Origin of the sequence: Streptomyces longisporoflavus (assembly GCF_014649775.1) — a bacterium.
Lineage (GTDB): Bacteria > Actinomycetota > Actinomycetes > Streptomycetales > Streptomycetaceae > Streptomyces > Streptomyces longisporoflavus.
Genome location: NZ_BMTR01000010.1, coordinates 296784 through 312206, shown reverse-complemented (window position 1 = coordinate 312206; position 15423 = coordinate 296784). Strand labels below are relative to the sequence as shown.

At 69.0% G+C, this 15423-nt stretch carries 15 protein-coding genes; 8 read left to right on the top strand and 7 right to left on the bottom strand.

Going from position 1 to position 15423, the window contains the following annotated elements:
* Nucleotides 1-2: 2 nt before the first annotated feature.
* Nucleotides 3-494, bottom strand: a complete 492-nt coding sequence (locus IE226_RS22285; protein ID WP_190083071.1) for an SseB family protein — start codon at nt 492-494, stop codon at nt 3-5.
* Nucleotides 495-638: 144 nt separating this feature from the next.
* Here IE226_RS22285 and IE226_RS22280 point away from each other — a divergent pair, with 144 nt between their 5' ends.
* From IE226_RS22280 to IE226_RS22265, 4 genes are all read left to right on the top strand, one after another.
* Complete coding sequence (locus IE226_RS22280; RefSeq protein ID WP_190083070.1) at nt 639-2465, top strand: acyl-CoA dehydrogenase; 1827 nt, start codon at nt 639-641, stop codon at nt 2463-2465.
* 222 nt (nt 2466-2687) lie between these two features.
* Entirely contained in the window at nt 2688-3992 is a 1305-nt protein-coding gene (locus IE226_RS22275; protein WP_190083069.1) for a M18 family aminopeptidase, read from the top strand.
* Nucleotides 3993-4099: 107 nt separating this feature from the next.
* Nucleotides 4100-4324 (top strand): DUF6458 family protein, encoded by a 225-nt coding sequence (locus tag IE226_RS22270; protein ID WP_190083068.1) that lies wholly within the window; start codon nt 4100-4102, stop codon nt 4322-4324.
* Nucleotides 4325-4499: 175 nt separating this feature from the next.
* Nucleotides 4500-4994 (top strand): LURP-one-related/scramblase family protein, encoded by a 495-nt coding sequence (locus IE226_RS22265; RefSeq protein WP_190083067.1) that lies wholly within the window; start codon nt 4500-4502, stop codon nt 4992-4994.
* A 21-nt stretch (nt 4995-5015) separates the two neighbouring features.
* Here IE226_RS22265 and IE226_RS22260 read toward each other — a convergent pair whose 3' ends face one another.
* A complete protein-coding gene (locus IE226_RS22260; protein ID WP_190083066.1) occupies nt 5016-5819 on the bottom strand; it encodes a carbon-nitrogen family hydrolase in 804 nt (267 codons plus the stop codon).
* A 169-nt stretch (nt 5820-5988) separates the two neighbouring features.
* Between IE226_RS22260 and IE226_RS22255 the strand changes: the two genes are divergently transcribed.
* Nucleotides 5989-6813 (top strand): maleylpyruvate isomerase family mycothiol-dependent enzyme, encoded by an 825-nt coding sequence (locus IE226_RS22255; RefSeq protein ID WP_190083065.1) that lies wholly within the window; start codon nt 5989-5991, stop codon nt 6811-6813.
* A gap of 60 nt (nt 6814-6873) precedes the next feature.
* On the opposite strand, the gene IE226_RS22250 is transcribed toward IE226_RS22255, so the two are convergent.
* Together IE226_RS22250 and IE226_RS22245 are read right to left on the bottom strand one after the other, a co-directional pair.
* Nucleotides 6874-8181 (bottom strand): MFS transporter, encoded by a 1308-nt coding sequence (locus IE226_RS22250; protein ID WP_190083064.1) that lies wholly within the window; start codon nt 8179-8181, stop codon nt 6874-6876.
* A complete protein-coding gene (locus IE226_RS22245) occupies nt 8178-8888 on the bottom strand; it encodes a GntR family transcriptional regulator (RefSeq protein WP_373307009.1) in 711 nt (236 codons plus the stop codon). Before IE226_RS22245 ends, IE226_RS22250 begins: the two co-directional genes overlap by 4 nt.
* A 167-nt stretch (nt 8889-9055) precedes the next feature.
* On the opposite strand from IE226_RS22245, the gene IE226_RS22240 reads away from it, so the two are divergent.
* Complete coding sequence (locus IE226_RS22240) at nt 9056-9946, top strand: D-alanyl-D-alanine carboxypeptidase family protein (protein WP_190083063.1); 891 nt, start codon at nt 9056-9058, stop codon at nt 9944-9946.
* Between the two features lie 122 nt (nt 9947-10068).
* On the opposite strand, the gene IE226_RS22235 is transcribed toward IE226_RS22240, so the two are convergent.
* From IE226_RS22235 to pdhA, 3 genes are read right to left on the bottom strand one after another with little or no spacing between them, the layout of a single operon-like run.
* Nucleotides 10069-11586 carry a dihydrolipoamide acetyltransferase family protein gene (locus IE226_RS22235; protein WP_190083113.1) on the bottom strand — a complete coding sequence of 506 codons (1518 nt, stop codon included), beginning with the start codon at nt 11584-11586 and terminating at the stop codon, nt 10069-10071.
* A gap of 20 nt (nt 11587-11606) precedes the next feature.
* Nucleotides 11607-12587, bottom strand: coding sequence for an alpha-ketoacid dehydrogenase subunit beta (locus tag IE226_RS22230; RefSeq protein WP_190083062.1), 981 nt, complete (start codon nt 12585-12587; stop codon nt 11607-11609).
* Between the two features lie 2 nt (nt 12588-12589).
* Nucleotides 12590-13768: a pyruvate dehydrogenase (acetyl-transferring) E1 component subunit alpha gene (gene pdhA, locus IE226_RS22225; RefSeq protein WP_190083061.1), complete on the bottom strand. Its 1179-nt coding sequence runs from the start codon at nt 13766-13768 to the stop codon at nt 12590-12592.
* Between the two features lie 411 nt (nt 13769-14179).
* Here pdhA and IE226_RS22220 point away from each other — a divergent pair, with 411 nt between their 5' ends.
* A complete protein-coding gene (locus IE226_RS22220; protein WP_190083060.1) occupies nt 14180-14842 on the top strand; it encodes a response regulator in 663 nt (220 codons plus the stop codon).
* Between the two features lie 90 nt (nt 14843-14932).
* On the top strand, nt 14933-15370 hold the full coding sequence (locus IE226_RS22215; RefSeq protein ID WP_190083059.1) for a pyridoxamine 5'-phosphate oxidase family protein: 438 nt from the start codon (nt 14933-14935) through the stop codon (nt 15368-15370).
* Nucleotides 15371-15423: the final 53 nt, after the last annotated feature.

Below are 15423 nucleotides of genomic sequence, written 5' to 3'. Positions count from 1 at the left end.
GTCTAGCCGTACATCCGACGCATCGCGAAGTCGACCATCTGTTCGACGGCCTTGGCGTCGAAGACCATGCGGTGCTCGCCCTCCATGTCGAGGACGAAGCCGTAACCGGTGGGGAGCAGATCGATGACCTCCGCGCCCGTGATCACGAAGTACTTGGACTCCTTGCCCGCGTACCTGCGCAGCTCCTTGAGGGAGGTGAACATCGGGATGACCGGCTGCTGGGTGTTGTGCAGGGCGAGGAAGCCGGGGTTGTCCCCGCGCGGGCAGTAGACCTTCGAGGTGGCGAAGGCCTGCTGGAAGTCCTCGGCGGACATCGAGCCCGTGGTGAAGGCCCGCACCGCGTCCGCGAGGGACGGGGGCGACGGCTCGGGGTAGAGCGGAGGCTGCTGTGCGTACCCTTGCGCGCCGCCCGGCATCTGCTGCTGCGGCGGCGGCTGTGCCCCGGGCGGGGCGTACTGCTGCTGGGCGCCCGGGCTCTGGTCGTAGCCGTACATGCCCGCAAGAGTACTGAGCCCGCACGAGGACTGAGTCACAGATGCCCTATTAGGGGTTGCTTCTTATTACTGGCGGGTAGCATCATCGTAGCTACTTGCTGGTACTGATCCTGTTGATCCCTTTCTGCTTACGGAGCCGTCGCCATGGGGCACTACAAGTCGAATCTCCGCGACATCGAGTTCAACCTCTTCGAGGTCCTCGGCCGCGACCAGCTGTACGGCACCGGCCCGTTCGCGGAGATGGACGTCGACACCGCCAAAAGCATCCTCGAAGAGCTGCGCCGCCTCGCCGAGAACGAGCTGGCCGAGTCCTTCGAGGACGCCGACCGCAACCCGCCGGTCTTCGACCCGGCCACCAACACCGCTCCCGTACCGGCGTCCTTCAAGAAGAGCTACCAGGCCTTCATGGACTCCGAGTACTGGCGCCTCGGCCTGCCCGAGGAGATCGGCGGCACGACCTCCCCGCGCTCCCTGATCTGGGCCTACGCGGAGCTGCTGCTCGGCGCCAACCCGGCCGTCTGGATGTACTCCTCCGGTCCGGCGTTCGCGGGCATCCTGCACGAAGAGGGCAACGAGGCGCAGAAGAAGATCGCCGCGATCGCCGTCGAGAAGCAGTGGGGCTCGACGATGGTCCTGACCGAGCCGGACGCCGGTTCGGACGTGGGCGCGGGCCGCACGAAGGCGACTCTGCAGGAGGACGGCTCCTGGCACATCGAGGGCGTGAAGCGCTTCATCACGTCCGGTGAGCACGACATGTCGGAGAACATCCTCCACTACGTCCTCGCCCGCCCCGAGGGCCACGGCCCCGGCACGAAGGGCCTCTCGCTCTTCCTCGTCCCGAAGTACGAGTTCGACTGGGAGACCGGCGAGCTCGGCGAGCGCAACGGCGTGTACGCCACGAACGTCGAGCACAAGATGGGCCTCAAGGCGTCCAACACGTGCGAGATGACGTTCGGCGACCAGCACCCCGCCAAGGGCTGGCTGATCGGCGACAAGCACGACGGCATCCGCCAGATGTTCATGATCATCGAGTTCGCCCGCATGATGGTCGGCACGAAGGCCATCGCGACGCTCTCGACGGGCTACCTCAACGCCCTGGAGTACGCCAAGGAGCGCGTGCAGGGCCCGGACCTCGCCCAGTTCATGGACAAGACGGCGCCGAAGGTGACGATCACGCACCACCCCGACGTGCGCCGTTCGCTCATGACGCAGAAGGCGTACGCGGAGGGCATGCGCGCCCTGGTCCTGCACACCGCGGCCGTCCAGGACGACATCCAGATCAAGGAGGCGGCGGGCGAGGACGCGTCGGCCCTTATCGCCCTGAACGACCTCCTGCTCCCCATCGTCAAGGGCTACGGCTCGGAGAAGTCCTACGAGCTCCTCGCGCAGTCGCTCCAGACGTTCGGCGGCTCGGGGTACCTCCAGGAGTACCCCGTCGAGCAGTACATCCGTGACGCCAAGATCGACACCCTCTACGAGGGCACGACCGCCATCCAGGGCCAGGACTACTTCTTCCGGAAGATCGTCCGCAACCAGGGTGCCGCGCTGAACGGCCTCGCCGAGGAGATCAAGAAGTTCCTCGCGGTCGGCACGGGCGGCGAGAGCCTGGCCGGCGCCCGCGAGGAGCTGGCCAAGGCCGCGGTCGAGCTGGAGGCCATCGTCGGCGTCATGCTGACGGACCTCGCGGCCACCGAGCAGGACGTGAAGTCCATCTACAAGGTGGGCCTCAACACGACCCGCCTCCTGATGGTCTCGGGCGACGTCGTCGTCGGCTACCTGCTCCTGCGTGGCGCCGCTGTCGCCGCCGAGAAGCTGGCCACGGCCTCCGCCAAGGACAAGCCGTTCTACGAGGGCAAGATCGCCGCGGCCAAGTTCTTCGCCGCGAACGTCCTGCCGGGCGTCGCGGCCGAGCGGAAGCTCGCCGAGGGCGTGGAACTGGACCTGATGGAGCTGGACGAGGCCGCGTTCTAGCCTCGACGGTTCTACGGCGCGGCCCGCTTCCGGCTTCCGGGGGCGGGCCGTTCCTCGTTTTTTCGGGGGGCGGGTCGCGTGGTGCCGAGTGCCGGGTGGGTGAGAGGGAGAGATCCGCCGCGAAGCTGCGGTACAGACATCCCGGATACGGGCACATCCGGTAGAGAACCTCCCGGAAAAGGCCCCCCGCACCAGGGCTCGCCCCCTAGCTAGGCTGGAAGCATGAGCACACCCGCCCGCTTCGACCGCGGCCACTCCGACGACCTCCTGACCTTCCTCGCGGCAAGCCCCTCCCCGTATCACGCCGTGGCGAGCGCCGCGGAGCGGCTGGAGAAGGCCGGCTTCCGGCAGGTCGAGGAGACCGACGCCTGGGACGGATCGACCGGCGGGAAGTATGTGCTGCGCGGCGGCGCGATCATCGCCTGGTACGTCCCCGAAGGGGCATCCGCCCACACCCCGTACCGCATCGTCGGCGCCCACACCGACTCCCCCAACCTCCGCGTCAAGCCGAAGCCGGACGCCGGCGCGCACGGCTGGCGGCAGGTGGCGGTCGAGATCTACGGCGGCCCGCTGCTCAACTCCTGGCTCGACCGTGACCTCGGCCTCGCGGGCAGACTCTCGCTGCGGGACGGCTCGACGCGCCTGGTGAACATCGACCGGGCGCTGCTGCGCGTCCCGCAGCTGGCCATCCACATGGACCGCGGAGTGATCGCCGACGGTCTCAAGCTCGACAAGCAGAAGCACATGCAGCCCATCTGGGGCCTCGGCGACGACGTGCACGAGGGCGACCTCATCGCCTTCCTGGAGGAGGAGTCGGGGCTCGCCCCCGGCGACGTCACCGGCTGGGACCTGATGACCCACCCCATCGAGGCGCCCTCCTACCTCGGCCGCGACCGCGACCTCATCGCGGGCCCGCGCATGGACAACCTCCTGTCCGTGCACGCCTGTACGGCCGCGCTCGCCGCCGTCGCCACGGCGGACGGCGCCGACTCGTTGCCGTACATCCCCGTGCTCGCCGCCTTCGACCACGAGGAGAACGGCTCCCAGTCCGACACGGGCGCGGACGGCCCGCTGCTCGGCGGCGTCCTGGAGCGGTCCGTGTTCGCCCGCGGCGGCTCGTACGAGGACAAGGCCCGCGCCTTCGCCGGCACCGTCTGCCTCTCCTCCGACACGGGCCACGCCGTGCACCCCAACTACGCCGAGCGGCACGACCCGACGCACCACCCGCGCGCCAACGGCGGCCCGATCCTCAAGGTCAACGTCAACAACCGGTACGCCACCGACGGCGCGGGACGTGCCGTGTTCGCCGCCGCGTGCGAGAAGGCCGGCGTGCCCTTCCAGAGCTTCGTGTCGAACAACGCGATGCCCTGCGGCACGACCATCGGCCCGATCACCGCGGCCAGGCACGGCATCAAGACCGTCGACATCGGCGTCGCGATCCTCTCGATGCACAGCGTGCGCGAGCTGTGCGGGGCGGACGATCCACATCTGCTCGCCAACGCCCTGGTCGCGTTCCTCGAAGGCTGAGGGCCACTCAGGAGCGAGGCCTGAAGCGTGATTTCCGCTTCCCTGTGTGACCGTGCCGGGCCCGGGTACCCGGAGGCCCTGCCACACGACTTAGGGAGGCGGTCCTCATGGGCCTGGGCGGATGCATACTTCTGATCGCCGCGGGCGCCATTCTCGCGTTCGCCACCGACTGGGAGATGGACGGCATCAATCTCACCGTCACCGGTCTGATCATGATGGCCGTGGGCGTGATCGGTGTCGCCGCGTTCACCAACGCGCGCCGCAAGACGGTCGTGCCGCCGGGCGCGACGGTGATCGAGACGGAAGACGACCATCACCGCCACGGCTTGTGACGGGTGGGCCCGCTCGCGGGCCAAAGCACCACCGGCCAACAGGTCCACCCACTCGTCGTCGCGGGGCCCGGCAGCCACCTCCATGGCCGCCGGGCCCCGCGGCATGACGCCACGTCACGGTGAACCGCCCCGGCTTCATCCGGTGTCATGGGCGCGGCGGGGTACTCATGACCGCATGAAACTTCTCGTACGCGACCGGCTGCTCGGCATCGGTGACGACTACTGGATCGAGGACGACCAGGGCCAGAAGGTCTTCCTCGTCGACGGCAAGGCGATGCGCCTGCGCGAGACCTTCGAGCTCAAGGACATGCAGGGCCGCGTCCTCATCGACATCCACGCCAAAATGCTGTCGCTGCGCGACACGATGGTGATCGAGCGGGGCGGCGAGGCCCTCGCCACCATCAAGCGCAAACGCCTCTCACTGCTTCGCAACCACTACCGCGTCGAGCTGGTCGACGGCACCGAACTCGACGTGAGCGGCAAGATCCTGGACCGCGAGTTCGCCATCGAGTACGACGGCGAGCTCCTGGCGGACATCTCCCGCCGCTGGTTCCGCGTCCGCGACACGTACGGCGTCCAGATCGTCCGGGAGGACGCCGACGCGTCCCTCCTCCTGGCCGTCGCGGTCTGCGTGATCCGCCTGGCGGAGAAGGAGCGGGGCGACGACTAGGCCCGCGCTCCGAGGGGGCTCTCAGCGCGGCGGGGCTTCGACCCCGAGAAGCCGGTCCTTCAGCGCCGGGAACTGCTCCCGCGTGGCCGCGACCTTCGCGATGTCGAGATCGACGGTGAGGACCTCCTCACCGTCCCCCGCCTCGGCGAGCACCTCACCCCAGGGGTCGACGACGACGCTGTGCCCCGCCTGGGGGACCCCGGCGTGCGAGCCCCCGGTGCCACAGGCGAGGACGTACACCTGGTCCTCGACCGCGCGCGCCCGCGCGAACAGCGTCCAGTGCTCCCGCCGCCGCGCCGGCCACCCCGCGGGCACGACGAACATCTCGGCGCCCGCGTCGACGAGCCCCCGGAACAGCTCGGGGAAGCGCAGGTCGTAGCAGGTGGCGAGCCCGATCGCCGCGGCCGGCGTCCGTACCGTCACCAGCTCGCTGCCCGCCCCCATCAGCACGGCCTCGCCCTTGTCGAAGCCGAACCGGTGGATCTTGCGGTACGAAGCGGCGAGCGAGCCGTCGGGCGAGAAGACGAGCGAGGTGTTGTAGAGGTCCCCGGACGCGTCCCGCTCCGGAACCGACCCCGCGTGCAGCCAGACCCCCGCGTCGCTCGCGGCCTTGCCCATGGCCTCGTACGTGGGGCCCTCCAGCGACTCCGCCTCGCTCGCGAACGTCTCGTACGCGAAGGCTCCCGTGGTCCACAGTTCGGGGAGAACGACGAGATCCGGCCGCTCACGTCCGGCGACCTCACGGACCAGTGAAGAGACCCGCGAGCGGCGGGAATTGACCGATTCGCCCTCGTCTACGGCGATCTGGATGAGGGAGGCGCGCACACTACCACCGTCCTGGCATTCGAGCCGTCTGGGCAGGCCTACGATCGTCACACGAAAGCACTGCCGGGGTGCCTGTGGGCAGCGTACTGTGATTTTCCGGGGGACCCCCCCGGACCCCCATTACGCGTCTCAGACACCCACCGCCCGCGTACGACCGTCGAGGGGTCCCGTGAGTCTCCATCCCAGCCTGCAAACCTACGCCGACGCCTGGACCCAATCCGTATCAGCCATATCCGAGCTGGTGTCACCGCTCGCCGAGGGTGAGTGGAACTGGGCCACCCCCTGCCCCGGTTGGTCGGTGCGGGACATCATTTCCCACGTCATAGGCCTGGACTGCGAGATGCTGGGCGACCCGCGCCCCATCCACACCCTGCCCCGCGATCTTTACCACGTGAAGACCGAGGGCCAGCGCTACATGGAGATGCAGGTCGACGTCCGGCGGCACCACACCGCGCCCGAGATGACCTCCGAGCTGGAGTACACGATCATCCGCCGCACGCGTCAGCTGCGGAACGAATCGCGCGACCCCTCCCACAAGATCCGCGGCCCCCTCGGCACCGAGCAGACCCTCGAACTGGCTATGCGGATGCGCGCGTTCGACGTCTGGGTGCACGAGCAGGACCTGCGTACGACACTGCGGAAGCCCGGCAACCTGGACTCCCAGGGAGCGTTCGTGGCGCGGGACATGTTGCTGCACGGACTGCGGGACGTGGTCGCCAAGAAGGCCGGGGCACCGGCGAATTCGGCGGTCGTCTTCGACGTGAGCGGCCCCGTCGAGTTCCTGCGCACCGTCCGCGTGGACGCCGAGGGGCGGGCCACGGTCGACGGCGCCCCCTCGCTCGGCCCGCTCGCCACCCTGAGCCTGGACTGGGAGACGTACTTCCGCCTCGCCTGCGGCCGCGTCTCGTACGCGTCGGTGGCCGACCGCGTCAAGATCGAGGGCGATCACGGTCTCGCCGAGGCAATCCTGCGGGAGTTCGCGGTCACGCCGTAGCTCTCGCGGTCACGCCGTGGTCCTCGCGGTCACGGGCGACCGCCCCTTCCTCCCGCGTCTTCAGACGGGGACGTGCACGGCCTCCACGCGGCTGGCGACAAGCCGCTCCTTCTCCCTGCGCACCGCGCGCGTCCGCAGCCGCAGGATCTGGCTGAGGCCCACCGCTTCGAGGACGAAGACGGCGGAGAAGGCGATCCGGTAGTTGTCGCCGGTCGCGTCCAGGAGGACGCCGATGGCGAGCAGCGTCGTCATGGAGGCGACGAATCCGCCCATGTTCACGATGCCGGACGCGGTGCCCTGCCGCTCCGGCGGATTCGCGGGCCGCGCGAAGTCGAAGCCGATCATGGACGCGGGGCCGCAGGCGCCGAGCACGGTGCACAGCGTGATGAGCAGCCACATCGGCGCGTGGTCGCCGGGGTAGTGGATCGTGACCGCCCACATCGCCGCCGTCGCCGCGACGGTGCCGATGGCGAGCGGCGTGCGTGCCGCGTGGTGCCGGGCGACGATCTGGCCGTAGACCAGGCCGATCACCATGTTGGAGAGCACGACGAGGGTGAGCAGCCCCCCGGCCGTGCCGCGCGTGAGCCCCTGCGCCTCGACGAGGAACGGCAGACCCCACAGGAGCAGGAACACCATCGCCGGGAACTGCGTGGTGAAGTGCACCCAGAGGCCGAGCCGGGTGCCGGGCTCGCGCCAGCTCATGGCGATCTGCTTGCGCACGAAGGCCCCGCCGGTGTGCCGCACCGGCTCCGGCGCGTGCCCCTCCGGGTGGTCCTTGAGGAACAGCGTCATCAGTACGAGGACGACGACGCCGCACAGCGCGCTGCCGGCGAAGGCCGCGGTCCAGCCGACGGAGTGCAGGAGCCGGGCGAGGACGAGGGTGGAGACGAGGTTGCCCGCCATGCCGACGAGACCGGCGAGCTGGGCGACCAGCGGGCCGCGCCGGGCGGGGAACCAGCGGGTGCCGAGACGCAGCACGCTGATGAAGGTCAGCGCGTCACCGCAGCCGAGCAGCGCGCGGGACGCGAGCGCCATTCCGTACGAGGGCGAGAACGCGAAGCCGAGCTGTCCGACCGTGAAGAGCACGACCCCGATGGTCAGCACGCGCTTGGTGCCGAGCCGGTCGACCATCAGGCCGACGGGTATCTGCATGCCCGCGTAGACGAGCAGCTGGAGTATCGAGAAGGTCGAGAGCGCGGACGCGTTGACGTGGAACCGGTCGGCGGCGTCGAGCCCGGCGACGCCGAGGGAGGTCCGGAAGATGACGGCGACGAAGTAGACGGCGACGCCGATGCCCCAGACGAGCACGGCCTTCTTGCCGCCGGGCGGGTCGCCGGGGAGGGAGACGGGGGCGGAGGCAGCGCTCATCGGACTTCGCCCCTGGCCAGATTCTGGAACCACCCGACGTGCCGGGTGACTACCGCCTCGGCCGCTGCCGCGTCCCCGGACTTCAGGGCGCCCAGAAGCTCCTCGTGCTCGGCGAGCGTCTTGGCGATCCGGTCGGGGTGGGAGTGCATCACGGCCACGCCCATCCGCAGCTGCCGGTCACGGAGCTGGTCGTAGAGGCGGGCCAGGATCTCGTTGCCGCCGCTGCGCACGATCTCGGCGTGGAAGCAGCGGTCGGTCACTGCGGCAGCGGAGAAGTCCCCGGCGGCGGCCTGCTCCCGCTGGGTCCGCAGCAGCTCCTCCAGGCGCGCGAGCAGCGCCGGGGGCGCGGGCACCGCCTTGCGCACCGAGTGGGTCTCCACCAGGAGCCGCGTCTCGACGACGTCGGCGATCTCCTGCGCGGACACCGGCAGGACCAGGGCGCCCTTCTTGGGGTAGAGCCGCAGGAGCCCCTCGACCTCCAGCTTCAGGAGGGCCTCGCGGACCGGGGTGCGGGAGACCCCGACCGCTTCGGCGAGCTCGCCCTCGGTGAGCAGCGTGCCGCCCTCGTACCGGCGGTCGAGGACACCCTGCTTGACGTGCGCGTACACGCGCTCGGCGGCGGGCGGCTGCTTCAGGGACTGCACGGGGTCTCGCTCGCGGTCCAGCTTGGGGTCCTGAGTGAGGGACGAGGCGGGTGCGACAGGCATGCGCACAGCATAGATACAACACGTACCCATGAGGTCGTCCATTCCACGATCCGGACATCACCCCCCTCGGCGTGCATCCATTCGCCACTCTCGTGAGTCTTCATACCGAGCGGCACCCTCATGTGGCCGCATTCCAGGGGCATTTGGGCATTTTGGGAGCATTAAACTTGAAAACCCCCATCAAGGGCATTCGCCGCGCATCGGCCGTAATCGTCACCGCGAGCGCGGTCTTCGCGGGCGGAGCCCTCACGACCCCGGCCCATGCGGCCGCGCTGCCGAAGCCGTCCATCGCCGCCAAGGGCGGCTACGTGATGAACAACGGCACCGGCAAGACGCTCTACACGAAGGCCGCGGACACCCGCAGGTCCACCGGCTCGACCACCAAGATCATGACGGCGAAGGTGGTCCTCTCGCAGTCGAACCTGAACCTCGACTCCAAGGTCAAGATCGAGAAGGCCTACAGCGACTACATCGTCAGGAACACCGCCTCGTCCGCCCGGCTGATCGTCGGCGACAAGGTCACCGTCCGCCAGCTCCTGTACGGCCTCATGCTGCCGTCCGGCTGCGACGCGGCGTACGCGCTCGCGGACAAGTTCGGCAAGGGCTCCACGCGTTCCGCCCGCGTCAAGTCGTTCATCGGCAAGATGAACGCCCAGGCCAGGAGCCTCGGCATGACGAACACGCACTTCGACTCCTTCGACGGCATCGGCAACGGAAGCAACTACTCCACGCCCCGTGACCTGACGAAGCTCGCCAGCAGCGCGATGAAGAGCTCCACGTTCCGTACGGTCGTGAAGACGAAGTCGACCAAGCAGAAGGTCACCACGAAGAGCGGCGGCTACCGCTACATGTCGTGGTCGAACACGAACAACCTGCTCGGCAGCTACAGCGGCGCCATCGGCGTGAAGACCGGCTCCGGCCCCCAGGCCAAGTACTGCCTCGTCTTCGCCGCGACGCGGAACGGCAAGACGGTCATCGGCACGGTCCTCACCTCGACCTCCTCCGACGCCCGCACCAAGGACGCGAAGAAGCTGATGGACTACGGCTTCAAGAAGTAGCCCTACGCGGTACACGTACGCGTACGCCGACGGGGCCCCGCCACTGACTGTGGCGGGGCCCCGTCGGCGTATGCACGGTATCCGCGGTGTGCGCGGTGTACCCGGTGTACGCGTATGCCTCGCTACGCCCAGGTCATGAGCCGCTTGGGCTGCTCCAGGATCGCCGCCACATCGGCGAGCACCTTGGAGCCGAGCTCGCCGTCGACCAGGCGGTGGTCGAAGGAGAGCGCGAGTGTCGTCACCTGACGCGGCTTGACCTTGCCCTTGTGGACCCAGGGCTGGAGCTTGATCGCGCCGACCGCGAGGATCGCGGACTCGCCCGGGTTCAGGATCGGCGTGCCGGTGTCGACGCCGAAGACGCCGACGTTCGTGATGGTGACCGTGCCGCCCTGCATCGCGGACGGCGACGTCTTGCCGTCGCGGGCCGTGGAGACCAGCTCGCCGAGCGACTCGGCCAGTTCGGGCAGCGTCTTGGCCTGCGCGTCCTTGATGTTCGGGACGATCAGACCGCGCGGGGTCGCGGCGGCGATGCCCAGGTTCACGTAGTGCTTCTGGACGATCTCCTGGTTGGCCTCGTCCCAGGCCGCGTTGACGTCCGGGTTGCGCCGGATCGCCACGAGCAGCGCCTTGGAGATCAGCAGGAGCGGATTGACCCGCAGGCCCGCGAACGCCTTGTCCTGCTTGAGTTCCTCGACCAGCTTCATCGTCCGCGTCACGTCCACCGTCACGAACTCCGTGACGTGCGGCGCCGTGAAGGCCGAGCCGACCATCGCCTGGGCGATGGCCTTGCGGACGCCCTTGACGGGGATGCGGGTCTCGCGGGCGTCCGTGCCGGCGGCTTCTGCCGGAGCGGAGGCCTCGGCCTGCTCCGGTGCGGACGCCGGGGCCGGGGCGGCGGCGGGAGCAGGGGCGGAGACGGAGCCGGCGGACGGAGCCACCGCCGCGTGCACGTCCTCGCGCGTGATGATCCCGTCGGGGCCGGACGGAGTGATGACCGTGAGGTCGACTCCCAGATCCTTGGCGAGCTTGCGCACCGGCGGCTTGGCGAGCGGCCGGGTGCCCGCGGGGGCTGCCGGGCCTGCGGGGGCAGCGAGGGCAGCGGGAGCTGCTGCGGCCGTGCCAGAGCCGTTCAGCTCGGCCTGGACCGCTGCCGCGTAGTACGTCCCCGCGGCCTCGGCCTGGTCCTGCGCCGACTTGCGCGCGCGGCGCTTCGTCGAGGACTCCGCGACTCCATAGCCCACGAGCACGGGCTGGCGGCCTTCGGGAGCGGCTTCCTCCTCGGGGGCGGCCCCTTCTGCCGGAGCGGGGACGGCCTCTGCTGCCGGGGCGGGGGCCGCGTCCGCCACCGGAGAGGCGTCCGTCTGAGCGGGCGCGGAACCGCCGGACACGTCCACCGCGATGATCACCTGGCCGACGTCGACCGTGGTGCCCTCGGGGAAGCGCAGTTCGCGCACCACACCGTTGAAGGGGATGGGCAGCTCGACGGCGGCCTTGGCCGTCTCGACCTCGCACACCACCTGCCCGTCGGTGACCGTGTCGCCCGGCGCCACGAACCACTTGAGGATCTCTGCCTCGGTGAGTCCCTCGCCCACGTCGGGCATCTTGAACTCGGCCAGCGCGGCGCCTGTCGCCTCTGTCATAGTCGTCACGACCTTCTCCCTCAGTACGCCAGCGAGCGGTCGACAGTGTCGAGCACCCGGTCAAGGCCCGGCAGGTACTCCTCTTCCAACCGCGCCGGCGGATACGGCGCGTGGAAGCCGCCGACCCGCAGCACGGGAGCTTCGAGGTGGTAGAAGCAGCGCTCGGTGATGCGGGCCGCGATCTCCGCGCCCGTGCCCAGGAAGACCGGGGCCTCGTGGACCACGACGAGCCGCCGGGTCTTCTCGACCGAGGCCTGCACCGCGTCGAAGTCGATCGGCGACATGGAGCGCAGGTCCACGACTTCGAGGGACTTGCCCTCTTCGGCGGCAGCCGCGGCGGCCTCCAGGCAGACCTTCACCATCGGGCCGTACGCGACGAGCGTCAGGTCCGTGCCCTCACGGGCGACCCGGGCCTTGTGCAGTGGCGCCGGGATGGACTCGGTGTCGACCTCGCTCTTGTCCCAGTAACGCCGCTTCGGTTCGAAGAAGATCACCGGGTCGTCGCTCTGGATGGCCTGCTGCATCATCCAGTAGGCGTCCGACGAGTTCGAGGGCGAGACGACCTTGAGCCCCGCCACGTGCGCGAACAGCGCCTCGGGCGACTCGCTGTGGTGCTCGACGGCGCCGATCCCGCCGCCGTACGGAATGCGGATGACGACCGGCATCTTGATCTTGCCGAGCGCGCGGGCGTGCATCTTCGCGAGCTGCGTGACGATCTGGTCGTACGCCGGGAAGACGAAGCCGTCGAACTGGATCTCCACCACCGGGCGGTAGCCCCGCAGGGCCAGGCCGATGGCCGTGCCGACGATGCCCGACTCGGCGAGCGGGGTGTCGATGACCCGGTCCTCGCCGAAGTCCTTCTGCAGCCCGTCCGTCACCCGGAAGACGCCGCCGAGCTTGCCGACGTCCTCGCCCATGATGAGGACCTTGGGGTCGGTGTCGAGGGCCGTGCGCAGCGATTCGTTGATCGCCTTGGCAAGGGGAAGTTTCTGAACGCCCATGGTCACTTACCGCCTTCGTCCGCGAACGACGCCTGGTACGCGGCGAACTGCGCGCGCTCCTCGTCGACCAGCGCATGCCCGTCCGCATACGCGTTCTCGAAGATCGCCATCAGATCCGGATCCGGCATCGCCCGCACCACCTCTCGCACTCGCTTTCCCAACGCTTCGCTCTCCGCGTCGAGTTCCGCGAAAAATCCCTCATCAGCGTGACCTTCGGACTCGAGATAGGTCCGCAGGCGCAGGATCGGGTCCTTGGCCTCCCAGGCCTCGCGCTCGTCGTCGTTGCGGTACTTGGTCGGGTCGTCGGAGGTGGTGTGCGCGCCCATCCGGTAGGTGAACGCCTCGATGAGCGCCGGGCCCTCGCCCGAACGCGCCCGCTCCAGAGCCCACTTGGTAACCGCGAGGACGGCCAGCACGTCATTGCCGTCGACCCGCACGCCGGGGAAGCCGAAGCCCTGCGCGCGCTGGTAGAGCGGCACCCGGGTCTGCTTCTCGGTGGGCTCGGAGATCGCCCACTGGTTGTTCTGGCAGAAGAACACGACGGGGGCGTTGTAGACCGCGGAGAAGGTGAACGCCTCGGCGACGTCGCCCTGGCTGGAGGCACCGTCACCGAAGTACGCGATCACGGCCGAGTCCGCGCCGTCCTTGGCCACGCCCATGGCGTAGCCCGTGGCGTGCAGGGTCTGCGAGCCGATGACGATCGTGTACAGGTGGAAGTTGTTGCTGTTCGGGTCCCAGCCGCCGTTGTTCACGCCGCGGAACATGCCGAGCAGGTTCGTCGGGTCCACCCCGCGGCACCAGGCGACGCCGTGCTCGCGGTAGGTGGGGAAGACGTAGTCGTCGTCGCGCGTGGCACGGCCGGAGCCGATCTGGGCGGCCTCCTGGCCGAGCAGCGACGCCCACAGACCCAGCTCGCCCTGGCGCTGCAGGGAGGTGGCCTCGGCGTCGAAACGGCGGGTCAGGACCATGTCGCGGTACAGGGCGCGCAGGTCGTCGGCGGTGATGCCCGCGACGTACGAGTCGTACTCGGCATTCTTGACCCGCTTGCCCTCGGGGGTCAGCAGCTGGACAAGCTGGGGTTCCGTGCTCTTCTTCGGCGCGGCCTTCTTGGCGCTTGCGCGCTTCCCGCCGCTGGTCGTGCTGCGGCGCGGTGTGCGCGCGGCGGTGCTCTCCACGGTCACGTGTGCTCCTCCGTCGGTCCGGCCCCCGGGATTACCGGGAAGCTGGGGGTCCCCCCTGCTCTTTAAGAGCTTGGGGGCGCGGCTCGCCTGATCCGTGCCCGCGCACGGGGTGGGTGCGACTCGGCCGGGAACAGGCGTGACAGGTGCCCCGGCGAGCGCCCTGCACAATGCACGTTACCCAGTGCTTCCCAATTCTGTGAAACCCCATCTGACCTGCGAATTTGCTTGGATTTCCAAGTATCTGACTGCTTGGATTTCCGAGTAAATCGAGAAAGTCGGGAACAGTTCCTGGTCACAGCACTGATCACAGCCTGGCAGGGGGCCGGAACACCGGCACGTTATCCCGGCCACCCCGCGCACGGGAAGGGCTGAGCCAGGGCGCCGGTAGAGATCGTGTGTGAGACTGACTGCGTGCGCGAAGACGGAAAAATTACGGTATTTCTCCTCGACGACCACGAAGTGGTGCGCCGGGGAGTCCATGAGCTGCTCTCCGTGGAGGCCGACATCGAGGTCGTCGGCGAGGCGGGCACGGCCGCGGACGCCCTGGTCAGAATCCCGGCCACCCGACCGGACGTGGCGGTTTTGGACGTGCGCCTTCCGGATGGCAGCGGGGTCGAGGTCTGCCGCGAGATCCGTTCGCAGAACGAGGACATCAAATGCCTGATGCTGACCTCGTTCGCGGACGACGAGGCTCTCTTCGACGCGATCATGGCGGGCGCTTCCGGCTATGTCCTGAAGGCCATTCGCGGCAATGAACTTCTCTCCGCCGTGCGTGACGTGGCGGCCGGAAAGTCCCTGCTCGACCCCGTCGCCACGGCCCGCGTCCTGGAGCGGCTGCGCGACGGAAACACCCCCAAGGGAGACGACCGCCTGTCGAACCTCACGGACCAGGAGCGGAAGATCCTGGACCTGATCGGCGAGGGCCTGACCAATCGAGTGATCGGCGAACGGCTGCACCTCGCCGAAAAGACGATCAAGAATTACGTCTCCAGCCTGCTCTCGAAACTGGGCATGGAGCGGCGCTCGCAGGCGGCGGCGTATGTGGCACGTATGCAGGCGGAACAGAATCACTGACCGTGTGCCATCGAAACGGGACTTATGGCCTTGTCCCGTAGAGGCGTGCTCCCCTTCCCCGGCCCCCGACCGGTGCCACAGGGTGGATGCATGCCCACCGACGATCAGGAACAGGACGAACGGCTCGCCTTCGAACTGCTCGGCCGCACCGACTACGGCCGGGTGGCGACCAGCATGCGCGCCCTGCCCTTCCTCGCCGCGGCCCGCCACGTCGTCGTGGACGGCCGCATCCTGCTGCGGATGCACAAGGGATACGGCTACCACGAGGCCTGCATCGGCAGCGTCATCGCCTACGGGGCGGACAATCTAGGCGCCGAGACCGCGCGCACCGGTCAGTGGACCGTGCAGTTCGTCGGCCTCTGCGAGGTCATCGAGCCGACCAACGACGAGCTGGAACTTTTCGGCCCCGGCCCGCATTACGTGGACGGCGAGCTCTACGACCCGGTCTACCTGCGCCTGGAGCCCCAGCTGGCCACGGTGCACACCCTGCGGCGCGGCCGGGACCGACAGCTCCAGCACCTGCCGTGAGCCGGTAGAGCCTCTGAGACCGAGAGCGACAGACGCACGCGCGCGTGGCGCCC

Coding starts and splice junctions, on each gene's coding strand:
- IE226_RS22285 (WP_190083071.1), bottom strand. CDS start 494: ATGTACGGCTACGACCAGAGCCCGGGCGCCCAGCAGCAGTACGCCCCG.
- IE226_RS22280 (WP_190083070.1), top strand. CDS start 639: ATGGGGCACTACAAGTCGAATCTCCGCGACATCGAGTTCAACCTCTTC.
- IE226_RS22275 (WP_190083069.1), top strand. CDS start 2,688: ATGAGCACACCCGCCCGCTTCGACCGCGGCCACTCCGACGACCTCCTG.
- IE226_RS22270 (WP_190083068.1), top strand. CDS start 4,100: ATGGGCCTGGGCGGATGCATACTTCTGATCGCCGCGGGCGCCATTCTC.
- IE226_RS22265 (WP_190083067.1), top strand. CDS start 4,500: ATGAAACTTCTCGTACGCGACCGGCTGCTCGGCATCGGTGACGACTAC.
- IE226_RS22250 (WP_190083064.1), bottom strand. CDS start 8,181: ATGAGCGCTGCCTCCGCCCCCGTCTCCCTCCCCGGCGACCCGCCCGGC.
- IE226_RS22245 (WP_373307009.1), bottom strand. CDS start 8,888: ATGCCTGTCGCACCCGCCTCGTCCCTCACTCAGGACCCCAAGCTGGAC.
- IE226_RS22235 (WP_190083113.1), bottom strand. CDS start 11,586: ATGACAGAGGCGACAGGCGCCGCGCTGGCCGAGTTCAAGATGCCCGAC.
- IE226_RS22230 (WP_190083062.1), bottom strand. CDS start 12,587: ATGGGCGTTCAGAAACTTCCCCTTGCCAAGGCGATCAACGAATCGCTG.
- IE226_RS22215 (WP_190083059.1), top strand. CDS start 14,933: ATGCCCACCGACGATCAGGAACAGGACGAACGGCTCGCCTTCGAACTG.